This window comes from Blautia sp. CAG:257 (assembly GCF_000433815.1).
Taxonomy (GTDB): Bacteria; Bacillota; Clostridia; order Lachnospirales; family Lachnospiraceae; genus Blautia_A; species Blautia_A caecimuris.
Genome location: NZ_HF999008.1, coordinates 1 through 25,894, shown reverse-complemented (window position 1 = coordinate 25,894; position 25,894 = coordinate 1). Strand labels below are relative to the sequence as shown.

The 25,894-nt window shown below is 44.5% G+C and carries 25 protein-coding genes, 1 pseudogene and 1 riboswitch; of the genes and pseudogenes, 3 read left to right on the top strand and 23 right to left on the bottom strand.

Translation table 11 applies throughout. The features are described from left to right. From QVP40_RS03270 to QVP40_RS03175, 20 genes and pseudogenes are all read right to left on the bottom strand, one after another. Positions 1-445 (bottom strand): hypothetical protein (locus QVP40_RS03270; protein ID WP_288200299.1); only part of this gene is annotated, 445 nt, incomplete at its 3' end. Between the two features lie 247 nt (positions 446-692). Continuing rightward, positions 693-1,643 (bottom strand): annotated as a pseudogene (locus QVP40_RS03265) (glycosyltransferase family 2 protein); the annotation flags it as partial. Beyond that, entirely contained in the window at positions 1,640-2,572 is a 933-nt protein-coding gene (locus QVP40_RS03260) for an NAD-dependent epimerase/dehydratase family protein (protein ID WP_022067072.1), read from the bottom strand. The pseudogene QVP40_RS03265 and the gene QVP40_RS03260, both read right to left, overlap by 4 nt. A 290-nt stretch (positions 2,573-2,862) precedes the next feature. Beyond that, entirely contained in the window at positions 2,863-4,704 is a 1,842-nt protein-coding gene (locus QVP40_RS03255) for a thiamine pyrophosphate-binding protein (protein ID WP_022067071.1), read from the bottom strand. A 75-nt stretch (positions 4,705-4,779) separates the two neighbouring features. After that, on the bottom strand, positions 4,780-6,099 hold the full coding sequence (locus tag QVP40_RS03250; RefSeq protein ID WP_022067070.1) for a phenylacetate--CoA ligase family protein: 1,320 nt from the start codon (positions 6,097-6,099) through the stop codon (positions 4,780-4,782). Between the two features lie 36 nt (positions 6,100-6,135). Continuing rightward, positions 6,136-7,350, bottom strand: a complete 1,215-nt coding sequence (locus QVP40_RS03245; protein WP_022067069.1) for a lipopolysaccharide biosynthesis protein — start codon at positions 7,348-7,350, stop codon at positions 6,136-6,138. A gap of 16 nt (positions 7,351-7,366) precedes the next feature. Continuing rightward, a complete protein-coding gene (locus tag QVP40_RS03240) occupies positions 7,367-8,683 on the bottom strand; it encodes a phenylacetate--CoA ligase family protein (RefSeq protein ID WP_022067068.1) in 1,317 nt (438 codons plus the stop codon). A gap of 42 nt (positions 8,684-8,725) precedes the next feature. Then, positions 8,726-10,066 (bottom strand): lipopolysaccharide biosynthesis protein RfbH, encoded by a 1,341-nt coding sequence (gene rfbH / locus QVP40_RS03235; protein WP_022067067.1) that lies wholly within the window; start codon positions 10,064-10,066, stop codon positions 8,726-8,728. A 17-nt stretch (positions 10,067-10,083) separates the two neighbouring features. After that, positions 10,084-11,148, bottom strand: a complete 1,065-nt coding sequence (rfbG, locus tag QVP40_RS03230; RefSeq protein ID WP_022067066.1) for a CDP-glucose 4,6-dehydratase — start codon at positions 11,146-11,148, stop codon at positions 10,084-10,086. An 81-nt stretch (positions 11,149-11,229) separates the two neighbouring features. After that, positions 11,230-12,630, bottom strand: a complete 1,401-nt coding sequence (locus QVP40_RS03225) for a DUF6382 domain-containing protein (RefSeq protein WP_022067065.1) — start codon at positions 12,628-12,630, stop codon at positions 11,230-11,232. Then, on the bottom strand, positions 12,630-13,085 hold the full coding sequence (locus QVP40_RS03220; RefSeq protein ID WP_022067064.1) for a TadE family protein: 456 nt from the start codon (positions 13,083-13,085) through the stop codon (positions 12,630-12,632). Before QVP40_RS03220 ends, QVP40_RS03225 begins: the two co-directional genes overlap by 1 nt. Next, positions 13,082-13,495 carry a prepilin peptidase gene (locus QVP40_RS03215; protein WP_022067063.1) on the bottom strand — a complete coding sequence of 138 codons (414 nt, stop codon included), beginning with the start codon at positions 13,493-13,495 and terminating at the stop codon, positions 13,082-13,084. Before QVP40_RS03215 ends, QVP40_RS03220 begins: the two co-directional genes overlap by 4 nt. A gap of 15 nt (positions 13,496-13,510) precedes the next feature. Further along, entirely contained in the window at positions 13,511-14,179 is a 669-nt protein-coding gene (locus QVP40_RS03210; RefSeq protein ID WP_287575623.1) for a TadE/TadG family type IV pilus assembly protein, read from the bottom strand. Positions 14,180-14,340: 161 nt separating this feature from the next. Then, the gene (locus QVP40_RS03205) at positions 14,341-15,831 is read right to left on the bottom strand and encodes a DUF5702 domain-containing protein (RefSeq protein WP_022067061.1); all 1,491 of its coding nucleotides are present in this window, start codon (positions 15,829-15,831) and stop codon (positions 14,341-14,343) included. Positions 15,832-15,894: 63 nt separating this feature from the next. Then, complete coding sequence (locus QVP40_RS03200; protein WP_022067060.1) at positions 15,895-16,074, bottom strand: Flp1 family type IVb pilin; 180 nt, start codon at positions 16,072-16,074, stop codon at positions 15,895-15,897. 26 nt (positions 16,075-16,100) lie between these two features. Next, complete coding sequence (locus tag QVP40_RS03195; RefSeq protein ID WP_022067059.1) at positions 16,101-17,126, bottom strand: type II secretion system F family protein; 1,026 nt, start codon at positions 17,124-17,126, stop codon at positions 16,101-16,103. A 38-nt stretch (positions 17,127-17,164) separates the two neighbouring features. Next, the gene (locus QVP40_RS03190; protein WP_022067058.1) at positions 17,165-17,923 is read right to left on the bottom strand and encodes a type II secretion system F family protein; all 759 of its coding nucleotides are present in this window, start codon (positions 17,921-17,923) and stop codon (positions 17,165-17,167) included. Further along, positions 17,920-19,110 (bottom strand): CpaF family protein, encoded by a 1,191-nt coding sequence (locus QVP40_RS03185; protein WP_022067057.1) that lies wholly within the window; start codon positions 19,108-19,110, stop codon positions 17,920-17,922. The genes QVP40_RS03190 and QVP40_RS03185 overlap by 4 nt, the downstream gene beginning before the upstream one ends. Continuing rightward, complete coding sequence (locus QVP40_RS03180; RefSeq protein ID WP_022067056.1) at positions 19,107-20,120, bottom strand: hypothetical protein; 1,014 nt, start codon at positions 20,118-20,120, stop codon at positions 19,107-19,109. Before QVP40_RS03180 ends, QVP40_RS03185 begins: the two co-directional genes overlap by 4 nt. Further along, positions 20,117-20,602: a prepilin peptidase gene (locus tag QVP40_RS03175; RefSeq protein ID WP_022067055.1), complete on the bottom strand. Its 486-nt coding sequence runs from the start codon at positions 20,600-20,602 to the stop codon at positions 20,117-20,119. Before QVP40_RS03175 ends, QVP40_RS03180 begins: the two co-directional genes overlap by 4 nt. A 524-nt stretch (positions 20,603-21,126) precedes the next feature. Here QVP40_RS03175 and QVP40_RS03170 point away from each other — a divergent pair. Further along, positions 21,127-21,876, top strand: coding sequence for a GNAT family N-acetyltransferase (locus tag QVP40_RS03170; protein ID WP_022067054.1), 750 nt, complete (start codon positions 21,127-21,129; stop codon positions 21,874-21,876). A gap of 126 nt (positions 21,877-22,002) precedes the next feature. Here QVP40_RS03170 and QVP40_RS03165 read toward each other — a convergent pair whose 3' ends face one another. Continuing rightward, complete coding sequence (locus QVP40_RS03165; RefSeq protein WP_022067053.1) at positions 22,003-22,572, bottom strand: folate family ECF transporter S component; 570 nt, start codon at positions 22,570-22,572, stop codon at positions 22,003-22,005. Between the two features lie 68 nt (positions 22,573-22,640). Next, a riboswitch (THF riboswitch) is annotated at positions 22,641-22,747 on the bottom strand. 202 nt (positions 22,748-22,949) lie between these two features. On the opposite strand from QVP40_RS03165, the gene QVP40_RS03160 reads away from it, so the two are divergent. Continuing rightward, the gene (locus tag QVP40_RS03160; RefSeq protein WP_022067052.1) at positions 22,950-23,204 is read left to right on the top strand and encodes a hypothetical protein; all 255 of its coding nucleotides are present in this window, start codon (positions 22,950-22,952) and stop codon (positions 23,202-23,204) included. An 18-nt stretch (positions 23,205-23,222) separates the two neighbouring features. Further along, positions 23,223-24,362, top strand: coding sequence for a hypothetical protein (locus QVP40_RS03155; RefSeq protein ID WP_022067051.1), 1,140 nt, complete (start codon positions 23,223-23,225; stop codon positions 24,360-24,362). Here the strand turns inward: QVP40_RS03155 and QVP40_RS03150 are convergent. After that, complete coding sequence (locus tag QVP40_RS03150; protein ID WP_022067050.1) at positions 24,343-25,218, bottom strand: imidazolonepropionase and related amidohydrolase; 876 nt, start codon at positions 25,216-25,218, stop codon at positions 24,343-24,345. The two genes, QVP40_RS03155 and QVP40_RS03150, sit on opposite strands and share 20 nt — an antisense overlap. 36 nt (positions 25,219-25,254) lie before the next feature. Next, positions 25,255-25,894, bottom strand: a 640-nt coding sequence (locus QVP40_RS03145; RefSeq protein ID WP_288200298.1) for a DHHA1 domain-containing protein, incomplete at its 5' end; no start/stop codon positions are given.

The following is a 25,894-nucleotide window of genomic DNA, read 5'->3' as shown; positions in this document are numbered from 1 at the left end:
CGCCAAATCCCATTTCTTTTCCGATTTTGTAAATAATCTGAGAAGTAACAAAATATAAAATAACCGGAAGAAGCTTATACCACATAATATTAATAAAACTGTTTGTCAGCATTGCTTCCGGTGCATGTCCTGTAAGATAAAGGGGCAGATTCCAGACCGCATAGGCAATAAACGTACTTGGCAGATAATTTGCCCAGTATCCTCCTGACTGCTCATAGCTTGCCTGATAAAAATCCGCGAAATGTTCATACATCAGAAAGGAACGGTTTCCTGTAAGCTTTACATCAGAATGAGCGCAGGTCACAAAAAGAACTGCCAGTATCAGGAAAGACAAAATCCAGTCCAGTCTGCAGAGATCGTTTCCGCTCCACAGCTTCATACTGTTCCACTGGTCTTTTTTTCTGCCCATCCAGCCTGATGCACATGCTGTTTTTTTCTTATTCATGAATACTCTCCTGTTTTTCCCTGTCACTCTCTTTTCCAAAAACATCTTCAGCCTGAATAAATCCATTGCGGTTTCTCTGTACTTCCCCACTGAATTTCTCAGGTTCTTTCACAGAAGCATCTGCGCTGTATCTGATACTGTCCGCCTGCATTGTCCCACTGTTTTCAGACTCTTTTTCTGTTAAATCTTTTTTCCGGAACTCTGCCTCTCTGTTTTCCTGGGTTTCAGATTCTCTGTTCTGTTGACATTTTTTGTCCTCATCCTCAAAATTCAGACGCTCTTCTTCCACTACCAGAGGTCTGTCCAGTACCCTTGTATTAATACTCAGTACATATTCTCCAAGAAATCCGATAAAGAACAGCTGAAGAGCTCCCAGAAAGAACATACCGATGACCATAGGAGCAATACCTGCTGAAAAACGATCCCAGTACATCAGCTTCAGAATCAGATATACAATACCTGCCGCAAAGCTCAGGCCGCCAATAATAAAACCGGCAAAAGTTGCCAGACGCATCACTACCTTAGAATATGAGGTAATACCAATCATGGCATAATCATAAAGGCTGTAAAAATTATTTTTGCTTTTTCCTGCTCTTCTTTTAGGCTGAGTATAGGGAATTGCTTTATAATCAAACCCAAGCTCTGCAATGATTCCACGAAGATAGGGCATGGGATCATGAAGGTCTCTCACCACGTCTACAAATTTTTTGTCATACAGTCCAAAACCGGTAAACTGTTCAATATGGTCAATCTCGGTGATCTTTCTGATCATCTTGTAATACAGACCACGGATCCTGTACATTCCCTTTCGTTCCTGACTGGCATTTTTCACGCCGATCACGATTTTATTTCCCTGTTCCCATTCTCTGACAAATTTCGGGATCATCTCTACCGGGTCCTGAAAATCAGCGCACATACGAACCACACAGTCTCCATATGCCTGTTTCATACCGTAAACAGGAGATCTGGCCTGACCGAAGTTTTTTGCATTAAAAATAGTCTTAATGTTTTTATTATTGGCGCACAGTCCGCGGATCAGCGCCTGCGTATTGTCTTTGGAATGATTGTCAATAAACAAAATCTCATAGTCATAATCACTGAGGTCGCGTTCCATGACTTCTGTAACTGCTTTTGACAGTGGAACCACGTTCGCCTCTTCATTATATGTAGGAATTACCACTGAAATTTTCTTTTTCATTTTTTATCTCCTGTACTCTGGCCTTTCAGCCAGGCAATGGTTTCTCTGATTCCCTGCTCAAACGTATACTCCGGTACAAAACCTGTATCCTGATAAAGAGAATCAATATCTGCGCAGAGGTTCATTACAGCGCCTTTGGGATATGGTCTGGCTCCGATCCCCGGATTCCTGTAATCTGTAAGCTCTGCCATTTTCTGTATATAATCCCGAAGCAGCGCAGGCTGTCCGCTTCCTACGCAGTACACGGCTCCGTCCCGTCCTTTTTCTCCAATAAGATAAAAGGCGCGGCCTGCGTCTGCGCTGAAAAGATATTCCCATCTCTGCATTCCGGGTGTAAATTCTGTAGGCTCCCCTGCCAGCATTTTTCTGAGGCCGGAGGCGATCATGGTAGTTTCTTTTTCATAAATTCCATAAACACTGAATATTCTGGGCCAGATACACTCTATTCCCAGTTCCCTGCAAAGCATCCTTGCCAGATATCCGGATGCCAGCTTTGCCGCTCCGTAAGGAGTTGTGGGATTTGCCGCGCTTTCCGGCGAAATCCTGTCCAGATCCAGCAGACCGTACTCTGCCTGGGATCCGGCTCCGATAAAACGTTTACAGCCAAGAGCTGCCGCTGCCTTTACTGCTGCTAAAGTATACCCGATGTTGCGGCTTTGACGCTCTGTGCTTGAATTTCTGTTTTCTCCGGTATTCCCCCAGGCAATGTGATAAAACGTATCACATTCCTGCGGAATCATTTCCGGCAGCCTGTCCAGATGCTCCAGAGAACAGTCCACAAATTTGATCAGACTGCTTTCCGGCAAACGGGAACGCTTTTCTGACCCTTCCCGTACAACTGCATAAACCTCTGTTCCATGCTTTATGCATTCTTCTATTAAAGCCACGCCGATCATACTGGTGGCTCCTGTTACAATAATCCGCTGCATAATTTTCCTTCTTATTTAACTTTTGTACTGTCTTTAACAGCTATGAAATCAGAAAAACTCTTCTGTTTTTCTATTGTTTCTGCTGTCTGGCAGAATATTTTTGTCTGGTTTAAAGAGCATAAAAAATACTCTGGCGTATTGTCTCATTCATTTTCAGTGTAATGACGCAAAGTGAATTTTCCGTCTGTAAGGTGATGGAATAAAGCGATGCGGCGGCACCGGCGATTGACGACAACCCGGCAGCTGGAAATTCAGGCAAGTTATTATGCGAATGTGAATGAGACATTATACTACTTCTGCTCCGGAAGAGGAATGTACATATTTTCTTCCAGCTCTTCCCTGGAAAGAAACGGATACATGTCCTCAAGAGGCGCAGACACCATTTTTCCATCCGGAAGCTTTTTCGATGAGGTTTTCGGCTCGGTTTTCTGATACCTGGTTACAAAAACCTCACATACAGCCGCTCCGTCCATTTCCAATACTTCCTTAATCGTATCCGACAGTTTTTCTGAGCTGTGAATACATCTGTACGGAAATCCATAAGCCGGAATAAGCTTCTGAAGATCCGGAAAGCTCAGGTCGCCGCTCTCCTGTCCAACTCCCACCAGAGGTTCTCCAAAATAGCTCTGCTGAGTCTGTCGAATGGAATGATATCCCTGATTGTTGATTACAAAAAGTTTTATCGGAAGATGATTCTGCCTGATCGTCTGCAGTTCCTGAATATTCATCTGAAGGCTTCCTTCTCCGGTCACACAGACTACCGGCTGTTTCCCGGATGCAATACACACCCCTGTTGCCCCCGGAAGGCAGAATCCCATAGATGCCGTATTGGGATTTGTAATAAAGCGCTGACCTTTTTTTACACGAAAAGCCTGACTTCCTGCAACTCTGGAAGTTCCCACACTGACCATAAGATTCTGGTTTTCCTTCATGGCTCTGGACAGTTCTTCATAAAACGCATAAATATTTGTGCAGCCATCCTCCACAGTTTCATAATGACCGGACACAACAACCGGATATTTTTGCTTCCATAAAAGACACTGATTTCTCCATGCATTTCCCTGGAATAAGGGGTTTTCCCTGGAAGCTCCACGTTTTTTTGCAGCCTTTATCAGCTTTCGGATCAGCTCTCCGGCATCGCCGCATACAGGCAGACTGACATGCAGGCTTGGTTTTTTCAGTTCATTTTCATCAATATCGTTCAGAATGGTATAGCTTTCTCTTGCCCAGTCCTGATACCGGAAGCCTGTCTGTGCAAATCCCTGACGATTGCCAAGAGAAAGAAGCACATCGCTGTTCTGAAGTGCAAAGTTACCCGGTCTTGTTCCTGTTCCTCCGCTTCTTCCCACAAACAGGGGATGATCCGACTCAATGGCATCCACGCTGCTCATGCCTGTTACCACCGGAACGCCCAGAAGCTCAGCAAGCTGATAAAAGTCCTCGTGTGCCCCTGCCAGCCGTACACCATTTCCCGGTGAAAGAACCGGCCGTTTGCTTTCCTGCAGTTTATCCAGAATCTGCTCTACCGTCTCATCCTTTATTTCCCGGGGCTTCTGTTCAGGATTTTCTTCCGGATCATAGGCTTTCAGATCATCTGTTTCTATGACTGCCCCCTGAACATCAAGAGGAATGTCCAGCCATACCGGTCCCGGCCTTCCATTTACAGCCAGATAAAGAGCCTTTTCCAGATGGTACCGGATGTTCTCCGGATGAACGATCATGTGAGCATACTTTGTCAGGCTTTTTACTACCGGAACAATATTGCATTCCTGCACTCCCATGCTGCGAAGAGGCAGACCTGAGGCAGAAACCGTAGTTGCATAGCGCGCCTGACCTGAAAATACCAGCATCGGAATGGAATCCATCCATGCCCCCAGAACCCCGGTAATTGCATTTGTAGCTCCCGGTCCCGTGGTGACACAGACTGCTGCCATTTTATTTCCAAGACGGGCATAGGCCTCTGCCGCCATGGCACATGCCTGTTCATGATGCTGATAAGTACAGTGCAGCATTTTATGATGTCCAAAAGCATCATTCATATGCATGGCTCCGCCTCCGGTAACAGTAAATACATCCCGGATCCCCCACTGTGCAATATATTCCGCTATATAATCAGATACCTTCTGTTTCATTTTCTTTCTCCATCTCAACTGTTGCTTCAGCCTTCTGATATATTATCTGAAGCTTTTTTCTGTATCTTTGACATCCTACAGATAAGCCTGGCATTTCTGAACGCATACCATACGCTTTCCGGATGCCTCAATAGGAATTTCATCTACATAAGTAACGTCGATCTGAGCTTCCTTTCCCAGATATTTCCGGTAGGAAGCCACTACCTCATCTTCATTGACTTTTGTCCGGTCAGCATTTAAAAGCAACTCGTATCTTTTCTTTTCCCACTGAATGCATTTTGCCTGATGTACGATTCCTTCCATATTGATCAGAACATTCATAAAAACATGAATAGACAGAGGTTCTCCCTTACAGTTATACATCATAGAACCACGGCGTCCGTATATTTCTGTAAAATAACCATGTTTTCTGCCCTTTTCATCGATTACTTCCTGATAAATCCCCGTGTCTCCCGTATCATATCGAATCATAGGAAAAGTTTTATTATAAAAATCAGTTACAACGATTCTTCCCAGTTCTCCCGATTTCACCGGTTCATCTGAATCAAGGCTCAGCATTTCAATATAAAAATTATAAAGGTCTACTGTATACCGGTCCTCCTCGCCAACCTGGCATGCAAGAAAACCGTTCTCATTATTTCCATAAGAACGGACTGCCGAAAAGCCAAAGATTTCCCGGATCAGGTCATATGTTTTCTGAGGAAGCGCCTCGCCCATGGCGAAAACCATTTCCACGTCCCATTTCCTGATATCAACTTTTTTCCTTTTCAGATAATCTGCAAGAACTGTCAGAGCGCTGGAATATGCAACCAGAACCTGAATCCTGTCTTTTCGTATTTTTTCACAGATATCTGCAAGGGCATCGTCTCCCATGTTGGAGATATCGATCATGATCAGATTATTTTTAAAGGATTTCCATTTGGAGATCACATTTTTACCCGGGATCCATACACGGAACTCTCCCCGCTTCATTCCCATGCGGAATCCGTTCAGCTCCATAAAGGAAATAAAGTTCATATTCACACGGTTCATTTTATCCCCGTCGCATAAAACAGTAAACGGCGCGCCTGTTGAACCGCTTGTTTTCAGACGGAACAGACTGTCTTTTCTGTCACGGAATGTATCGCAGAGAACTGCATCCATATTCTCGTTATATTTCATTTTTGTCATAACAGGAAACTCTGTAATATCCTGTGCGTCCTGGTAATTTTTATAATAAGGAGAATGCTTTTTGGCATAATCAAGAAGCATTTCCACACGGCGCTGTGCATACTCCTCTGTAATTCCCTCTACAATCTCCCTTTTATTTACTTTTTTTATTTTTTCAAGCTTTCCGCCGTGAAGCTTATCCAGTATATTAAACGCTGTTCGTCTTAAAATTTCTCCCGCCTGCATTCTTTTTCCTTCCTCATTTATGATGTAGAATCAATATCATTGTCTTTTCTGTTTTGGGCCACTGCCTGCTTTCCATAATCCAAGAAGGATTACTGCTGCCACACGTATCACATTGGCAATGAGCACGGCTGCCGCAAAACCCATAATACCGCTCTTTTCTGTAAAAATCAACACAAGGACTGCAATCACAGCCAAATGTATGATCTGAAGGATCAACTGCCACTTTTCCTCTGTGAAGGTAAGAACTACAATAAAAAGATAGGCTGAAAGTACGCCAAGGATCTGACTGAGGTTTACAACTGTGATCATTCCTTTTACTGATTCATAAAGATCTCCATAAAACAGCTTTACGAAAATAGGAGTTCCAATCTGCGCTCCAAGGAAAAACACAAGGCTTACGCCTGTTCCGATTCCGGTAAACAGAAGAAACTGCTTTTTATCCATTCTCTCCTGTTTTCTTGTAAGATAAGAAATAATGATCGTATTAACAGGCGCCACCAGAAGCACCAGAGTTTTTCCGATCAGAGAAGTTACATAATATTGTGTTACTGCCAGATGCCCCACCATATGTTCCAGCGCAAGACGGTCAATATTCAAAGTAAAATTTGTAATCAGATAAGAAAATACCAGGAAGCCTCCCCGCTGAAATGCCTGGGTAAACCACCTGCTCCGGTCAAAAAATCCTCTGAACACAGTTCCGGTTGCGGCAAGATACACCAGAGCTGCTGCCTCGCCTGCAAGAAATACCAGAAACCAGTTTTTTGTAAGGAAATAAAGTCCAAAGCCGGCTATATATCCGCCTGTCAGCACACAGTAATAGTAAAAATATTTTTTATAATTCAGGTTAAGACGGTATTCCACATCTCCGTAATAACGAAAAATTGTTGTCATAAGAAGGGCTGCCGTCCAGAAAATAACAGGCAGAGATACCATGGAATCCCTTGCCACAAAAAGAGTGACTGCTGTTCCCACTCCTCCAAACAGCAAAAGGAGGACATTATAGTCCCCGTTTTTCACCTGATAATCTCTTCGTACAACAAGACGGCTGGTATTCAGCGCCTGCCCCACAGAAGGACAGAGTATTGCAACCAGCCCCATAAGATACAAAAGCTCTCCCAGCTGGTCGCTTCCCATTTTTCGGTTCAGCAGAGGATAGACAACAATCTGCAGAACCCCATTCATCAGAAGCGCTCCGCCTATGGTATACGCTGTATTTGATACAATTCTTTTCTGTTTTTCTTTTGATGCCAAAGAGAAGCCTCCCCAGTTATTTTTTTATGTATTTTTCACACCGGTTTTCAAAAGATTTTCTTTTTCCGGAGCTGAGAACCGGGATCTCATCTACATACTCCACTGTAATTTCTGCTTCTTCACCAAAGTAGGGACTAATAAAATCCAGGATTGCTTTCTCATCAATTACCTGTCTGTCGCCATTCAGCCATAAAGTATATTTTGTTACATCCTCCTGGATAAAACGGTACTGGTTGATTCCCTTTGCCATAGAAAGACCGTTCAAAAGTACAAACGGAGACACAATTCTTCCCTTGCAGTCATATATCATATCTCCCCGTCTTCCATACAGTTCTTTCAGGTACAGACGGAATCTGCCGTTCTTTTCCTTTCGTTCTGCCACTGCCAGATCCCCATTGTCATAACGGATCAGGGGAATGGCATAATTATAAAGATCTGTGATCACAATTCGTCCAAGCTCTCCCGGTTCTGCAGGTTCATCACTGTCCAGCTTAAGAATCTCATAATAGTAGCTTTCAGAATCAATATAATAGCTTTCATCTTCTTCACGCTGCAGACCCATAATACCGTTTTCTTCATTTGAGTACCAGGAACGTACTGTACAGTTAAAAATTCTTTCCAGATTTCGTCTTACTTCACTTGGCATGCTCTCTGAAATAGGAAGGATTGCCTTCACACAAAAGTCTCCGGTATTCATATGATGCTCTTCAATATACCGTCCCAGTTCTCCAATTGCAGATGCATATCCGATGATACACTTTACCCGTTTCTTCTTAATAACAGAAACCATTTTACCCAAAACTTCTTCATCCAGATTGGAACAGTCCATCATGATCAGATTCTCTGCCGTTCTGGAGATCCAGCTCTTTTTTGCGTGATCTCCTACCCACATGCGGATAAATGCTTCTTTCATTCCGATATAATATCCGCCGGCAGCCCCCAGAAAAATACTTGCAGCTGTGTTATGAAGGATTTTATTGCGATTCTGTATCATGGCAAACGGAGTCCCCGTAGAGCCGCTTGTGTACATAATACGATTATCTGAAGCATCTTTGTAAACAGAGGACTGGCACTGCTCATAATGATTTCTGTAAGTCTCCTTATTCATAACAGGCATTTTTTCCAGAGGAGTATCCTCTGGAAAATCCTTATAAAATTCAGTTGTGCGAACTGCATGAGAGATCAGCTTCCTGATTTTCTCCTGAGTCTTTTCTATGGAAGTCCCGTTTTTATAGCTGTCACGGATTTCTTCATAATAGCCGCGTACCTTTCCTCCCTGAAGACGGTCCACCAGCCAGAATCCATACCAGCGCAGCTTTTCATCTATTACCATTTACTTTTATCCCTTCTCTGAAGTATCTTTTCCACAGCAGGCTTAAAGATTTCCGGCTTCCCGGATCACCTTTGCCATATAATCGATCTTTTCATCTGTCATGCCCGGATAAAGACCTACCCAGAAAGTATCGCGCATGATTCTGTCTGTATTTTCCAGACTTCCGGCAATGCGGTATCCTCTGCCTTCTGCTCTCATCTGATCAAAGCAGGGGTGCTTTGTAAGATTTCCGGCAAACAGCATTCTTGTCTGAACACCTTTGCTTTCAATATAAGGAACCACTTTATTTCTGTCCACTCCTTCTTTGCATGTCAAAAGGAAGCCGAACCAGCTTGGATCAGAATCGGGACAGGCTTCGGGAAGTATAAATTTTTCTTCCATTCCCTCAAGGGCTTTTCTGAGGCGCGCATAATTATGACGACGCTTTTCCACAAATCCAGGGAACTTTTCAAGCTGAGCGCATCCTACTGCCGCCTGCATATCTGTTGCTTTCAGATTATATCCAAAATGAGAGTAAACATATTTATGGTCGTAGCCAAGAGGCAGCTCTCCGTACTGTCTGTCAAATCGGTGTCCGCACACGTTATCACGGCCGGACGGGCATCTGCAGTCACGTCCCCAGTCGCGGAGGGAACGGACAATCTTGTGCAGAAGCGGATTGTTTGTGTACACAGCTCCGCCTTCTCCCATTGTCATATGATGAGGCGGATAAAAGCTTGATGTGCCGATATCACCAATGGTTCCTGTAAGCTTCTTCTCTCCGTCTATCATATACTCAGAACCAAGTGCATCACAGTTGTCCTCAATCAGCCACAGGTCATGTTTTTTGCAGAAATCGCTTAAAGCCTTAAGGTCAAACGGATTACCCAGGGTGTGAGCCAGCATTACTGCCTTTGTCCTGGAAGAAAGAGCTTCTTCCAGCCTGGTTACGTCAATATTATACTGAGGTACTGTCACATCTACAAATACAGGAACCGCTCCATACTGGATCATTGGCGCCACGGTTGTCGGAAATCCTGCCGCTACTGTAATGACTTCGTCTCCCGGACGCACCTGGCGTTCCTTCAGAAGCGGTGAAGTCAGCGCCATAAAAGCAAGAAGATTGGCTGAAGATCCGGAATTAACCAGAGAACAGAAACGGATTCCCAGGTATTCTGAGAATTTTTTCTCAAACTCATCTGCATATCTGCCTGCTGTCAGCCAGAATTCCAGAGCACTGTCCACAAGATTTACCATTTCTTTTGAATCATAAACTCTGGATGCATAAGGAATTCTGTCTCCCTCTTTAAATGTTTTCTCTTGGTTATGATATTTACGGCAATAATTATCTACGATTCCAAGAATCTGCTCTCTTGCCTGCTGTTCTGTCATATTTTCAAACATATTTTTTCTCCTGTTTTTTATTTTATATCAGCCAGAAACTCCTGGATCTGTCTGTCCATAATTGTGTTTATGTCCTGCCCCGCCTGCCATTCCTTTGTCCACTCCACTGTTTTTTCTACAGCAGTACGAACATCCCAGGCCGGTTTCCAGCCAAAAACACTTTTCATTCGGGAACAGTCAAGTTTCAGAAAATTCGCTTCATGAGGTCCGCCCACAAAATGATTTTCCCAGGTCTGTCCATCCCCCCATGCACGGCAGAAAAGATCTACAAGCTCTCCTGTTGTCACGCAGTCCCTGTCATCCGGTCCTACATTATAATATCCCGAATATCTGCTTTCTTCATACTGCATGGCAGCAATCATAAGATACGCATATAAAGGCTCCAGCACATGCTGAAACGGTCTTGTGGAATGAGGATTTCTTACTGGTATGGGCTTTCCCTCCAGAGCTGCCCGGATACAGTCCGGAATAATTCTGTCTGCAGCAAAATCTCCGCCTCCGATTACATTTCCTGCTCTTGCAGTCGAAACAGCAGGCGCTCCATCCATGAAAAATGAATTTTTATAGCTGTGAGTCACAAGCTCCGAGCATGACTTACTGTTGGAATAAGGGTCAAATCCATCCAATGGATCATCTTCCCGATATCCCCATTCCCATTCCCGGTTGTGGTACACCTTATCAGTTGTCACATTAAGAAATGATCTCACAGAATCGGTCTGACGGATACATTCCAGTATATTTACAGTTCCCATTACATTCGTTTCGTAAGTATATACCGGATTTTTATAAGATTCACGCACAATCGGCTGGGCTGCCAGATGCAGCACTATTTCCGGCCTGTTCTCTCTGAACACTTCCAGAAGTCTGTCCAGATTTCGGATGTCGCCTGTTATACTGTTCATCTGTCTGTCCATGCCTGCCAGCCCAAAGATCGAAGGTTCTGTAGGCGGCTGCAGTGAATATCCGGTAACCTGAGCCCCCATATTCAGAAGCAGGCGGCAAAGCCATGTTCCCTTAAATCCTGTATGTCCTGTTACCAGAACTCTTTTCCCACTGTAAAAGTTGAGATCAAATTTCTTCATATTTTATCTAAACTCCTGTAATCCAATATTAAGAGTATTATACTATTCTTTCATCACAGTGGCAAGAGAGCCCTTTGCTGTTTACTTTATAAAAATATATCTTGCCTGAGCAAAATCCACCTGATCCTCGTCCTGAAGCTGGTACTCTTCATCTCCTTTCAGCATTCTCCCGTTTACTGCAGTGCCGTTTCTGGAATTCAGATCTGCCAGGTAATACTCATCTTCTCTCTTTCGGATCCTTGCATGCATACGACTGACAGTTGGCATCGGAATGACTGCATCTGAAGCATTTGCCAGCTTTCCTACTACCGTCAGCTCCTGTTCCAGATAAATCGTTGCCAGCTCTCCCGGCTCTCTGCTTACAAGAGCAGCCGGTCCCTTTTTCTGCCCGGCAGAAAGAACTACTGTTTCACCACAGATTTCCTCCTGACTGTCCTCCTCTTTTTTCTTTGTTCCAAAAAGCTCTCCTGTAATACTGGTCTCTGTCTTACGGTCTTCCCGGATTGTTTCCGGATCTTTTTTTATATTTTCTTTCTTTCTGATCTGGCCTGACACAGGGCTGCTGTCTGGTTCCTGTTTTATTTTGTTATGCCATTGTGCGGTCTGTTCCTGTTTCCGCTTCTTCTTTTCTGTGATCCACGCTGTAAATGCCCCTGCTCCCAAAGCCATAATTCCGATCCCCAGCACTATTTCTATTGGAAGCTTTGGAATGACTCCCCAAAAACCGGCTGCCAGTACAGCCAGCGCAGCTGCGCCGCCTGCTCCACAGCATAAAATCCAGTTCCATGGAATTCTTTTTTCCTTTTTCCTGTTTTTAATCTCTTCTTTTTTCTGTTCATCCGGAATCACAGCATCTATAATTTCATTCTCCTGTTTCTCTGACAGTATTTCCTGATATTTATCTTCTTTTGGAGAAGCTGCATTTTTATCCGCTTCATCTTCCTTCTGATAAATTGCCTCTTTTACCACCTCAAGCTGAAATCCCGGTTCAAGAGCTTTCCTGTAAATACCATACCCCAGCATCACTGCCTGATTATCCTCATGGTCAAGCTTTGGCAGAATATATTCTGTCAATCCCCGAAGCTGCCCCTGAATTTCTTTTTGATATCCGGGAAGGCAGCAAAAATACACTTTTTTCCTCTCTGCATCCATATAGATGTATTCCGGCTGAAGTACAAGCTGATCCGTATTCATCAGGAATTCGGCCAGCTCTTCCATTACTTTTACAAATCCTTCCAGAATACTCTGAAGATCCTGACTCCGGAATTTTTTATCCTCAAACAGTGTTGCTATGGACTGTTTTGACGTTATGTCATAATAAAACAGCACCTCGCCATCCAGATTCTGCAAATGACATTTCAGTATGGACGGAATCACATTTCCTGTAAGCATACGTACCTGATAAGATGAGGTATCTACTGCCTTTTCTTCCTGCAAAATAAGGTAATTATGACTTACATCTCTCTTATATTCTGTGCGCATTACCTTCCTCCTGCATCTGAAAAAATATCCTCTGCCGCTTTGATCTTACGAATCCATCCTACCGGATCAATGACTCTGGATTTTCCTTCTGCTCTCAGTTTCCAGGAAAATCCTCCAAATTCTGATATGGTGTCTGCCGTATAGCTTACCGTTACCTCTTTTCCATCCTTTATCTGAGTTTTCAGATTTTCAGCCCCAAAAAATCCAATATCCCCCAGCTCCTGACTGCGTTTCCCGGCTGCTTCTCCTGTGTTTCCGCCTTCCCGGTTTCCCTCCATACTTCCGGTAAGTGCGGATTCGCAGGCGGCTGCCGTCAGCCATGCCCGATTATGTACAAAAAAACAAAGATAAAGAATTCCCATGACTGCCACAAGTATCAATGACATCACACAGGCCGCTTCAATGGTAAAGCTTCCTTTTTTAGCTTTTTCCCACAAATATTTTTTTAATGTCATATAAAAATACCTCCTGTATATCCCAGAAACAAAAATGGAATAAAAGGAATTTCTGTTTTGCGGCTTCTGTGAAACACTGTCAGAAGCAGCGCTGATACCACTGCAGACAGAAACAGCCCGCTGCCAAGGGTTCTGAGGTATACTGTTGTATCAGTCATACACCCTAAAGCCAGCATCACCCATCCGTCTCCCATTCCCAAAGCGCCTCCGGTAATCACAGATGCCAAAAGAAAAATCGCTCCAATAACTGCCGGAATCAGAATATCCTGAATTTCTCTTCCTGACATAAAGCTGTAAAGCAGGCCCGTACTGGCATAAATTCCTGTTAAGATCAGGGAAATCTCATGTTTTTTCCAGTCTGTCCATGCACTGCAGCCAAGAAACAGCGTCGTAACAATTTCTTCGAACATTATATACTCCCTCCTCTATCCACAACTGCTGCATGCTCCCATATTATGGACATCCGAAAGCTTTACCAGCCTGACAGTACGCTTCAGCCCGCTGCAGGAGGACTGATTGTGATACCTGTTTCCACTTTTTGTAACATAAACAGTTCCTGCAGGCTTCTGATTTCTGCTGCAGCTTTCACAGGCATAATATTTTTCTCCATACATGTTTCTGGCCGATTTTACACCCGCGCCCGACATTTGCTGCACAACAACATTCAGATATCTGCATCCCGGATTTCTGTGATATACTGTTCCTGAAACAGTTACATATACCATTCTTTCTGCCTGATCTCCATTGTGGGCAAATCTTCTGCTGTCCGCGCCTGTCCAGGCATGTACCTTTACTGTATTGTACATCCGTACTTTTGGGAGAGGAATCACTCCTCCCACCGGAGTGTAAGAGTAAACATCCGGCAAAGTGATCTCTTCCGTTCCTTTTCCATCCAGCACATAGGCATACATACCTGCCTCCTTTGTTTTTTCACATAATGTACGAAGGTGTTCTGTCTGAATCTGATAGATATCCATAAAAGAAATCAGTGTAACCATTCCCAGAAAAAACACCGGCAGCACAAGAGCTGTCTCTACTGCAAAGCTTGCCTTTTTCAGAAAAGAGGCGCAAAGAGATACCTTTCCAGAAAACACTCTGCTTCTCCTGCCCATCGGGGTAAGCAGGTATCTGAAGCGCAACAGAGAACTTATCCTTTCTTTCCTTTTTCTGTCTACCCAGTTCTTATGATCCTTCCCATTTATGAATTTATATGTCTCCTGAAAAAGCATCTTTCTGCACCTCTTTTCTTGTCTTTTTATACATAACTGAATTGCTTTGTTACTGTAAACGTTTTTTTCCTGTTTGCCCGTACATCCACAGAAGCCTCTATTGCTTCTATACAGTGATCCAGACGGAACTCTTTCTGCCCGGTGGTATTTCTGATGCAGCACTCCACCATATCCATTCCTCTCTGAAGCTTATTTCTTTTAGACTGAGATAAAAGAAGTATCTGAAGATACTCTTCGTAGGACATTCCATTTTCATCACTTTTTCTCTGACTGTCCAGCCCCTCCAGAATATGCGCAAGATTATCCAGTGAAAGCTGCCAGTTCCCGGAGTTCTTTACCAGAGGAACTTTTCCCCCATGAAACAGTTCCCTTAAATCTAAAATACTTTCTCCAAAGGACCAACAGAACAGAAGCGCCGCCTCTATGATCACAGCAGCCGGAGGAATCAGAAAGGCAGAGGCGATGGCCAGTGCCAGACCGTGCATCTGCGCTCTCTTTGCAGGATCAGCCATAAGAAAAGCGGCATTTACGCCTTCACGGACAAGAAGCAGTCTCCTTGCAACTGACTTCAGATTTTCTCTGTCACTTGTTTTTCCGCACAGCAGATATTCCGTCTGGTATTTTAATCCTCCGGAAGCAGGATTGGTATAGCAGCCAAGCTTATCCATAAGATACTGCTGAAATAAAAGGCTGGAAGCATAGGAACTGTCTGTTTTTACCGGCTGTGTCATCTCCATTCCTTTTTCAGGATCTCGCCCGGAAAGAAGCTCAGATTTTGACACACAGTTTTCTGAAATCCCTTTTTCTGCCGGAACCACCAGATCAAGAAGGCTCATTTTACGTATTGCCTTTAAGACAGGAATCGGATTTTCTATCTTTTCTTCCGGTTTCCCATCAGAAAGATCTTCGCCTGATGAAATATCTGTGTCTCCACTTTCTGAATTTCCGGACTCTGTCTGCTGCTGAGCTGCCTCCTGACTGTTCTGGGCTGCTGCATTCATTTCTGAATCATAGCTTTCCAGGGATTTGTTTTCCTCTGCCTGCGCTCCGGCCTTCTCTGCATCTTCCACGCGATCCTTTTTTTCCTGAAATTTTTGTATCAGTTTCTGAACCCCCTGACTGCCAAGGGTATCTTTCATGTATGAAACAGCCTGTCTGTAAAACACTTCTCCGTTTTCATCTGTAGCCAGACGATACCCGGACAATCCTCCCTGAACAATAGATAATTTCTGGCTGTTCTGCTTCAGTACCGGTTTCATATAGCTTTCCAGATTATCGTATACAGCAGCAAGGTTTAATGTCCCCGAACTCCCTGATCCATTCAGAAAAAACAGATCGTATTCTTTCAGAAGCTCTCTGTCATACTGACCGAACAGAGAATAAAGCCCTATATCCAGACCGCTTAAAATCTGGGTTCTTGCTGCTGCCATTCTCACAGATTCTATACTGGTACATACCAGGGACAGTAGAAGACTGAGAATCAGCGCCAGAAAAATTGTAATGCTGCCCTTTTTCATAACAGATACCCTCCTTTTCCCAAAATTTCATTTCCTGCTCCCGGATTTATTCCGGACTGTTTCTCAGATTGAATTGCTCTGTTTCGTGATCTTTGAAAGAATATTTTTTACCAGACTGGTCAGCTGCTCCTTAAAAATAATAACCAGACCGATCAGAACCACCAGAATCAGAATAATTTCCACAACACCAACTGCATCCTCTTCTGCGGCAAATCCCTTTGCCAGTTCCCACAGTTTTTTCATGTATTCACCTCCCCGCTCCTGCTTCTTTATCCATAAAAGGACAGAAATGCAGGAATCATAATAATTGCCATTACAACAGCCAGCATCATCACCATAGGCACCAGAAGCTTTGTTGCTGCCGCTTCCCCAAGAACACGGGCCTTTCTTTTCCGTTCATCCCAGGCCTCCAGGGCTTCCTGTTCCAGGATATCCGCCATTCTGCGGCTTCCCTTCTGGAGATTCTGAATCAGTAGTGTGGAAAACGTCTTATATTTCATCTGTCCGCATTTTTCCCCGAACCGTCTGTAAGCCTCGGGTTCTGATACTCCGCTGTCCATTTCATAACAGGCTGCGGCCACAGCCTCATAGGCAAAATGCCGCCTTTTCGTTTTTCTGCGCTCATAATCATCAGCCATTTTCCGAAATGCGCTTCTTGCTGTCATTCCTGCCTGGATTAAAAGAGCAAACTTCATCACCATTCCCGGATAATCCATAAGAAGCTGTTCCGCACGTCTGGCTTCCTCTTCCTGTTTTTCCCTTGTGCTTTTCAGCAGAACCACAAAGGCAGCAAACAGTCCCAGGGATGCCAGAAGCTCTCCTGTATGTTCTTTTGGACGCTCCCATTCCAACCGATGTCCCTTCCACTCTGAAGGCAGATAATAGTAATCCGGGTCCTGTTTTTGCTGATTATACTGATCCAGCATTTCCTGAAATTCTTTCTGTCGTATACTTTCAGGAGATTCCTTTTCCGAAACGGTTTCTTCCTGCTCTTCCGTTTCTTTTTCCGGAACCTGGATTTTCAGAGCTTCGCTTTCCTCTCCGTCCACCGAAATCAGATACTCTTTTTCATATGAGCCTGTCTCCTCACGGGGAATTCTGTATGTATCCGGCTGTACTGTTCCTCCTTCCCCGGTCATTGTCACAGCCATTCCAAGGAAGTTCCCGCACACAGCAACTGCCAGAAACAAACGGACTCCTTTTTTATCTCCCAACGCGTCCAGATGAATCCATCCGGCCTTACTGATCAGGACTGTCCCAAAAGCCAGAATAAATATTACAATATGCACCCACATAAGCTACTCCTGTACTTTTTTCCACAATCTTTTCCTGTTTATACTTCAATATCCACAATTCTTTTCCCCAGCCAGTAGGAAAGTCCATAGATTCCCAGGCAGACTGTCATTGCGCATACGCCAAACGGATTCCCGTACAGAACCTCCAGAAAGCCCGGAGAAGTAAGCTGCAGATACAGTATAATTCCCGCAGGCATCAGACTCATGATCATCTGTTCTGCCTTTTTTGCAGAAAGAGTTGTCTCTATTTCCTTTCTGACATCAATTTTATCTCCAAGCATTCTGGCTGATGTCTGAATGATCTTGTCCATATCGCCGCCGGAACGCTTTGCCGTGCTGAAAACAGCGGCAAAATTTTCAATGTCCTCAATTCCGCTTCTTTCACCAAGTCCAAGAAACAATTCTTCTACGGGAACGCTGACTTTCTTCCGGCTTTCAATATAATGGAATTCACGGACAATATCAGCTTCCGGAGGATACAGCCGCTCCATATCCTTCATACATGCTGTCACGGCATTCTCCACAGAATAACCTGCCTGCACTGCAACACTCAGAGAATTCAGGGCATCTTTAAACTGATAATTCAAAGACCTCTTCCTCTCCCTGATGTGCTGTCTTTTTTTCCATTTTAAAAACAGCACTGCTGCCGGCACAGCCGCGATCATGCACCACCAGTTCTGATAAAACAGATAATCCACTGCCCCGCACAAAGCTGTACTCTGAAAAAGATATTTAGCGACTTCTTTTTTTGTATAATGATATTCCTCATAATTCTGCTTTGTTTTGTCCTGATTCATATTTCCACCCCTGCCCGCGCCAGCTTTTCCCGGTTCAAAAGCTCTGACACCTGTACAAGCCCCAGATCTTCCTCCCTCCGAAAAAGAGTCCGCGTTATAATCTCATTTTTTTCATAGCCACAAACTTCTGTAATCTCCAGTACTTTTCTTGTTTTGTCCCTCATTCGGCCCAGATGGATCAGAATATCCACCCCCGAGGCAATCTGTCTCCGTATTGCCTCCAGCGGCAGATCCACCCCCATAAGCGTCATTGTTTCCAGACGGCTGAGCATGTCTCTGGCAGAATTTGCATGAGCTGTGCTGAGACTGCCTTCATGCCCGGTATTCAGAGCCTGAAGCATATCCACTGCCTCACCTCCTCTTACCTCCCCTACCACGATTCTGTCCGGCCGCATCCGGAGGGCTGTTTTTATCAGATCCCGGATACTGACCGATACCGCACCTTCCATATTTGCCATTTTTGCCTCCAGCCGGACCAGATTTTCCACGCCCTGAATTTTCAGTTCCGCGTTATCCTCAATAGTGATGATCCGCTCATCTTCAGGAATATAATCAGACAAAGCTCCAAGAAACGTAGTTTTGCCGCTTCCTGTACCACCGCCTATGACTATAGAATACCTGGCCCTTACCAGAGCTTTCAGAAACCGGGCACATTCACAGGTAAGACTTCCAAGCGCGATCAGTCTGTCCATTGTAATGGGAGTGTCCGGAAATCTTCTTATGGTAAGAATAGGACCGTTCAGCGCCACCGGGCTGATCACTGCATTTACTCTGGCTCCGTTCTCCAGTCGGGCATCCACAATCGGCATGGATTCATTGATCACTCGGTTGCACCGTCCTGCAATCTGCTGGATCACATCCTCAAGCTTTTCCCGGGAGGTAAAGCTTTTATCCCATTTCCCAAGCCGTCCTCCCCGCTCCACAAAGATCGCATCCGGACCGTTTACCATAATCTCTGTTACTGTTTCATCCTCGATCAGTTCCTGAAGTACATCCAGCTTGCGCACCGAATAAAACAGTTCCTGCCTGAGCTGAAGCTTTTCATTCAGAGATATATACGAATCCCTCATACGGTTCAGGATAAGCTGGTCAATCTCATCCAGTATCTCTCTGTCAGTCATTTCTCTGGACATATCCAGTTTTTCCATCAGAAGATCTCGGATCGCCTGAAAAGTCTCCCTGTTCATATGTTTTCCTTTCTTATCAGTTCTTTTACGTACTCTCCCAGCTGACTCCATGGAAGCTGCTCTACATATGCCCCGTTTCCGGAAATACTTTCGTGAAACGGAAGCTTCATTCTTACCGTTTTTGCCAGCACCTGAGGATAATCCAGCACTCGCAGCAGATTTTCAAACTGTATGATCTTACATTCTGAAAGTCCGTCTGAACACACTGGCATATAAATCCTTTTGCAAAGATCCAGCAGCTGAAACACCTCGTCAATCCCATTTCCTATATCCAGAATAAGCACCTCATAAGAACTGTGCAGAACAATTTCCTGGATCAGACAGACCCAATCCTGCCAGGGAGTTCCTCTGATATCCATAGGAGACTGAACCGGAGGAACAAAGTCAAGCTGCCCTACTGTCTCAACCATACTGTTCAGCCTGACTGTCAGATTATGATCCCCCTGGCGCACAAAATACAGAAGGTCACTTAATGTTCCTGTAAAGCTCTTTCCAAACAGTTCTTCAAATCCCGAATATTCTTCCAGATTCAGATACAAAACAGGTTTTTCCCTGGCAGCAAGCTGACCCAGAGTAAGAGCAAAAGAAGTTTTCAGGCAGCGTCCTACTGGAGAATAAACGCCCAGTATCTGTGTGGCTTTTTTCAGAACAGGAGACTGCACGGGCAGCACTGATCTCTCCTCTCCGTAACAGGCCATAACCTCTCTTACTATCTGGGCAGAGGACTGGTACTTGTAAACACCCGCATAGGCGCCCAGCTCCGGAGACTTAATGCCTTCTGTAAGGACGATCAGCTTTCCCACATCCAGCTCCCGTACCTCCCGGCACACAGCTGCCTCTGAGATCAGAAGGATCTCGATTCTGTTCTGCTCTGCAAAAGCCAGCAGACTCTTCACTCCGGTAAATGCCTGTACCTCAAAAGTAAGATTCTGCTTTCTGTTCAGATACTCCATAAAGTTTTTGGCATATTCAGCCTCCGTGTCGCAAACCGCAAAAATCTGTTTTTTCAATATATACCTCCTGCATAAAGCATCACACTCATAAAAACAGGAATTGTAAAGTGAAAGTTTTCCAATGCGAATCCTCTGTGATAATAGGGTTTCCTGATCCCTGTTCTCAGATAATCTTCCAGATATGAGGTCAGATAGCGCAGTCTTTCTGCAGGATTTCCGCAGAATATCAGAATCGCCAGAGATATGACGGCTCCCGCCAGAAAAGAAAATTCAATACAGCGCCAGATATCATGCGCCCCCATAATTCCTCCAAGAGCACAAAATAATTTTATATCGCCCGGTCCCAGCATCCTGAACACAAACAGCCATCCAAGAGCCGCCGCCGGAATCGTTACACCAAGAAAAAATTCATATGGACCGTTTCCATTTCTGCTGAAGCAAAACAGAAAACCTGTCAGAAGAGAACAAAGGATCCAGCCATTGCTGATCCGCATGCTGGAAATATCCATTACAACACCAACCCCGGCAATTGTCAGCACTAACATTCCTTTTACAGTAATTCAGTTCCTTCCCCCTTTCTCTCTGCTGTTATTCTTTTTCATAAACAGTAAACGGGTACTTATAAAAATAATAAAATGGGATAAATCCGTCTGACCAGACGGCAGGAATACCAGAAGATTTCTGGTGAGTCTTATTATAGTTCTTTCAAGCCTGTCTGTCCACAAAATTCGTTCATCAAATTCCGACAGGAAAATTTGCGTTTTCTGTTGTAAAACACCCTTCTTTTCATCCCCCATTCCGTCACTCTTTTTTAATTGAATATTTATTCTTATATGTTGCATATTTATTTATTTTTATGTATAATATCTATATTTCCATGTGAATATATACATGAATTGTTCACAACTAATTATCGAAGCCTGATCAGCAGAATCAGCAATATACAAATATTAAAAAAGGGCAGTTCCTGTTTCGTCCTTATACCGTAACAGACAGAACTCTGTGCACTTTTTCCATTTGCTTATTTACAGCAGCTATATAACCCATACAAGGAGAGATAAATATGGAAGCAAGCATAAAAAAAATAGAAGATATGTCGCTGAATGCATGGCCTTCCCATAAAATGGAACTTTATGACGGATGGATTCTCCGTTTTTCTTATTTTTATACACACAGAACCAACAGTGTGGAACAGTTTGGAACCTCCACATTGCCCTGGCGGGAAAAAATTCCTTACTGTGAAAATGTTTACAAACGACTGGGAACCCCTGCAATTTTTAAGATCAGCCCGCTGGTTTCTCCTGACTTTGATTACACACTGGAAAATCGTGGGTATGAAATCCAGCATACAACAGACGTAATGACCCTGAGTCTGGACGATGCCCGGCTGACTTCCGCCTTTAATGACGTACAGTTCACAGAAACCATTCCTGATTCATGGATCTTCAGCCTTTTTAACCTGAAAAAAATGACAGATCCCGTTCACAGGGAGGTAGTTCCGTCCATGTACCATGCAATTCCCAAGGAAACTCTGTGCGCCTCTGTTCAGAAAAACGGAAAAATCATCGCCACCGGACTTGGAATACTGGACCGGGATTATATTGGGATTTATGCAATTCACGTAAAAGAAGAATTCAGAGGACAGGGTCTGGCCCGCCAGATCTGCACAGGGCTTCTGAAGGAAGGAAAAAAACGCGGAGCAGAGAATGCCTATCTCCAGGTAGTACATGGAAATGCCCCTGCCCGGAGTCTTTATACCTCTCTGGGATTCCATGACCTGTATACCTACTGGTTCCGTGTACAGCCTGTATAACAGCAGGCTCCGATCATATCAAACAGTCTGTTCCTGTAATAACAGAACAGGACGCAGTATCAATACCACGTCCTGTATGGGGAATCGAATATGTAATTTTTGGTCAAAAAATTTCTCCTGCGTACCTTATACAGTTCTCTTTTCCAGTACAGCGGAAGAGCTGTGTCCTGCCACCATAGAGGTCAGAGGACTGAAATACAGAAGGCAGGTCAGTACACAGTAGATCGGAGTCATAATTGCAAACTGAACAAGTCTTCCCGGCATGATCGCATAAAAATTATATCCAAGCATAAGCACCAGTCCGGCCGTTGTCAGACACAGAGAGCTGATCACTCCTGTAATGACAATAGAAACCGAAATCCCTACGGTCTTCGCCTTTCTGGATTTGCTTAAATAAAATTTTCTGAAAAGGGCCGGAAGAACGCCCCAGAGAATGGATGCCAGTGTAATAAACGGATTCACCGCATAGCCTTTCAGAAAGCATCCTACAATATCTGCGCACAGTCCGCAGATTCCGCCGGCAACCGGTCCCATCCACAGTCCGGCAAGCACGGTACATACGGTTCCCACAGTAATACGATATGGGCCCAGATCCAGTACCAGAACCCTTGTAAGTACCAGCTGCATGGCTACCAGAAGCGCCATAAAAACAAGATTTTTTACATTCCAGACAGATTTTGTGCTGTTTTTCTGCATAATAAAAACACCTCCATAATGTTATCATAAATAATATTCCCTCCACATTATGAGATGTTCTCATATGTAGCAACGGGTGCGGAAAATATATCGTAAGCTTTTTCTGTCATCAGCTTTTCGTTTCACGGCGACTCCCCAGCCAGTGAACACTTAACGCATAAATTCCTACTTCGCTATTATTTATTTATCCACAGTATAACACACTTTACAGATATTTCAACATTTTTCTGTTATAATATTAACACTCTATAACTGAATAAAAGTTACTGTTCAATTCGTTCACAGCAACTTGATCTATGAACAGTAATGAATAAAATACAGTTTTTTTACCATACTATCTCTCAAAACCATTGCCAACAGCATAAAGGAGGGGTATGATGGAACACAGAAAACTTTCGGATCACAGTTCTGTAAAAAAAACTGAAGATCCTTATCATGTATATTACGAAAATTACCTGGACACCAATGCCTGTACCGAATGTACAGGGCTGATGCCCAATGCTGCCCACAGCAGAGAGGAATGGGATGCCTACCGGGAAATCTTTGATTTCACCGCCAAGCCTCCGGCTGCGGACAGCACAGAGAAACCTCTGTCCGCAAAAGACAGCCTGCAGGAAACGTCCGGTAATTGATCATACTGGAGGACATTCATGAAAAAACTATCAGCTGCTCTTCTCTGCACAACACTTCTTTTTGCCGTTTCCGGCTGTATTCCGTCTGAGACTTCTGACGGACCAGTTTCTTCTGACAAGCCGGAAATCCAGGCTGATGCTTCACAGAATCCCCGGGTATATATGGATGAGATCCGGGGAACTGTAAAGGATTTTACAGGAAGCCGCCTTACCCTCTGCCAAAAGTCAGATACCTACAGCTTTGACATCTCACAGGCAGAGCTTGAATGTAAGGAAGGACTTCTGGCCGGGGCTGACGTCTGCGTGATCTATGAAGGTCAGCTTAACACCACTGATACCAGTTCTGTCAAAGTCCTGAAGGTGGCAGATGCCTACCATGACAGAGCGGAACTGAAAGAAAAAAAGACCTACGGGCAGGTTCAGGGACTTACAGAAAATACCATTACCCTGAAATCAAAAAGCGGCAAAACTGCCACTTATCCTGTTACCGGAACAGAACAGTATTATCAAAACGGAATCCGTCCCGGAGGCTGGGTCTATCTTCATTACAGGGGAGATTTTGGCCAGGGTACCTCAGAAAATCCAAATATTCTGGACGCTTCACAGCTGAAGGTGCTCAGCGTCTCCGATATTGATCCCCTGAAAGTACCTGAACCTACTCCCACTCCGCCGCCTCAGCCGGATACTCCTGTTCCCCAGGAAAAACAGCTTCGCACCGTGATCCGCTCTGTAAATATGAACACACTTCAGGTATCGCCTGACAATTCCGACACTGTACTGAAGCTTGACATGTCTTCTGTCCCCTGTCACTTCAGCGGAGGAATTGCAGCAGGAGCTCATGCGAATATTACCTACACAGGAGAATTCAACGGAACCACTCTGGATGGCATAACTGTACTGGGAATTACAGGCGAAATACCGGAACAGGCCAACAAACACTCCATTTCATCTGCAGTCTCAGGCGAGATCATCGGATCCACTGCCAATACCATTACGATTATGAGCCCAGATGGAATCAGTCTTACTTTTTTTACCGATACAGCCCAGAACTCCTCTACAGGAGGGCTGCTTACCGGAAGCAGCGTAAAGCTTACTTTTGATCCGGCAGAATCCCGGAACACCAACATTTATACCTGTATCAAAATCGAGGATGCCTGAACCGGGTTTTTATTTCATTTTCACCCTGTCTCAGCCAGTTCTCCAGATTATCGCTGTCTCCCAGAACTGACCGAAAGGCAGTATACTCATCAACAATTCCGTTTCCATGCATTACCATGTAGGCGCCGGCGTCGCTTCCCAGAGCCACCTGCGCCTTTTTCTGAAATGCAAGAAAAAGATTTTCTTCTGCTTTTCTGATAATAGGCATAAGAACCCTGTCCTCATATCGTCCGCATCCTCTGAGATTTCTCACAGTCACAAGGGTGGGGACCCAGACTGTACGGCTGTCTGCCAGCATGGAAATACATTCCTCATCCATATAATTCCCATGCTCCAGGCTGTCTACTCCGGCTTCTATTGCTGCCTGGACTCCATATACTCCATTGGTGTGGCTCATAACGGCAAAGCCTTCTTCATGTGCAATATGCACCATCTCACAAACCTCTTTTTTATCCAGAGGTGTACCGGTCACCTTTCCCTGATCTGCAAAATCCAGAAGTCCGGTAGTCATGATCTTAATAAAATCAGCGCCCTGCCTTCCGGCTTCCAGAACAAGACTGTGAAATTCTTTTAAATCCGTAAAGCTTTTTCCCACAATACTTCCATAATGTCCTGCCTTGTGTATGGCAAAAGCAGAGGTACGATAGTCGATATCGTACTCCGGCGCCAGCTTCCGGGCCAGAACGGAAGCCCCGTAAGGATCTCCTCCGTCTCTGACAAAGCTTATTCCTGCCTTTTTGTAAGCTTCCAGATGCTCTCTGATTATTTTTTCGTCTGCTCCGTCTTTATGACATTTTACAGCTTCCCGGTAATTGATCCCGTCCATAAAAATATGAGCATGACATTCTCCAAACATTTTCTTTCATCTCCTGCTGAATGTGTGTGTTATAGTTTATTTCTCAAAAAATTTTCTGATCTCTGCCTCACCGGCATTTACTGAACCCTGGGCAAAAAACGGCCTTCCGCCGCCTCGCCCGTTTAAAGCCTGATTCATCTCTTTTATAAACTGCCTGAGATCTCCGTCCTTTTCCCCCACAGCATATTTATAGCTTCCATCCGGATTCTCTGAAAAAACAGCGCAGCGGCCCTTGCATTTCTGCATCACAGCATCTGCCATTTTACGCACACTGCCTGCATCCATCCCCTGATGAAATAAAAGTACATTTCCAGCGCCCTCCCATCTCTTTGCCTCTGTATCACACAGTTCCTGTTCCAGACGGAGGAGCCGGCCTTTCAGACGGTAATTTTCCTCCTGAAGCCGTTCTACTGCCCGGGCTGTTTCTGTGGCTTTTGCCGATAATTTCACAGAAACCTGACGGTTCTGCTCATTTACCATATTCAGATAGTCCAGAACTCTTTTTCCGCTTATCATAGTAACTCTCACACCCTCACGGAAATTTTCCACACTGAGGATTTTGACCATTCCGATCTCTCCTGTATGAGTCACATGAGTTCCGCAGCAAGCGCAGAGATCGGCTCCCGGAAAACGTACCAGACGGATCTTTCCTGTCAGCTCCTTTTTACTTCTGTAG

Bases quoted from the DNA above. Each gene is read 5' to 3' on its own strand.
- QVP40_RS03260 (WP_022067072.1), bottom strand. From the start codon at position 2,572: ATGCAGCGGATTATTGTAACAGGAGCCACCAGTATGATCGGCGTGGCT.
- QVP40_RS03255 (WP_022067071.1), bottom strand. From the start codon at position 4,704: ATGAAACAGAAGGTATCTGATTATATAGCGGAATATATTGCACAGTGG.
- QVP40_RS03250 (WP_022067070.1), bottom strand. From the start codon at position 6,099: ATGCAGGCGGGAGAAATTTTAAGACGAACAGCGTTTAATATACTGGAT.
- QVP40_RS03240 (WP_022067068.1), bottom strand. From the start codon at position 8,683: ATGGTAATAGATGAAAAGCTGCGCTGGTATGGATTCTGGCTGGTGGAC.
- rfbH (WP_022067067.1), bottom strand. From the start codon at position 10,066: ATGTTTGAAAATATGACAGAACAGCAGGCAAGAGAGCAGATTCTTGGA.
- rfbG (WP_022067066.1), bottom strand. From the start codon at position 11,148: ATGAAGAAATTTGATCTCAACTTTTACAGTGGGAAAAGAGTTCTGGTA.
- QVP40_RS03225 (WP_022067065.1), bottom strand. From the start codon at position 12,630: ATGCGCACAGAATATAAGAGAGATGTAAGTCATAATTACCTTATTTTG.
- QVP40_RS03220 (WP_022067064.1), bottom strand. From the start codon at position 13,085: ATGACATTAAAAAAATATTTGTGGGAAAAAGCTAAAAAAGGAAGCTTT.
- QVP40_RS03215 (WP_022067063.1), bottom strand. From the start codon at position 13,495: ATGTTCGAAGAAATTGTTACGACGCTGTTTCTTGGCTGCAGTGCATGG.
- QVP40_RS03205 (WP_022067061.1), bottom strand. From the start codon at position 15,831: ATGAAAAAGGGCAGCATTACAATTTTTCTGGCGCTGATTCTCAGTCTT.
- QVP40_RS03200 (WP_022067060.1), bottom strand. From the start codon at position 16,074: ATGAAAAAACTGTGGGAACTGGCAAAGGGATTTGCCGCAGAAGAGGAT.
- QVP40_RS03195 (WP_022067059.1), bottom strand. From the start codon at position 17,126: ATGTGGGTGCATATTGTAATATTTATTCTGGCTTTTGGGACAGTCCTG.
- QVP40_RS03190 (WP_022067058.1), bottom strand. From the start codon at position 17,923: ATGAATCAGGACAAAACAAAGCAGAATTATGAGGAATATCATTATACA.
- QVP40_RS03185 (WP_022067057.1), bottom strand. From the start codon at position 19,110: ATGAACAGGGAGACTTTTCAGGCGATCCGAGATCTTCTGATGGAAAAA.
- QVP40_RS03170 (WP_022067054.1), top strand. From the start codon at position 21,127: ATGGAAGCAAGCATAAAAAAAATAGAAGATATGTCGCTGAATGCATGG.
- QVP40_RS03165 (WP_022067053.1), bottom strand. From the start codon at position 22,572: ATGCAGAAAAACAGCACAAAATCTGTCTGGAATGTAAAAAATCTTGTT.
- QVP40_RS03160 (WP_022067052.1), top strand. From the start codon at position 22,950: ATGGAACACAGAAAACTTTCGGATCACAGTTCTGTAAAAAAAACTGAA.
- QVP40_RS03155 (WP_022067051.1), top strand. From the start codon at position 23,223: ATGAAAAAACTATCAGCTGCTCTTCTCTGCACAACACTTCTTTTTGCC.
- QVP40_RS03150 (WP_022067050.1), bottom strand. From the start codon at position 25,218: ATGTTTGGAGAATGTCATGCTCATATTTTTATGGACGGGATCAATTAC.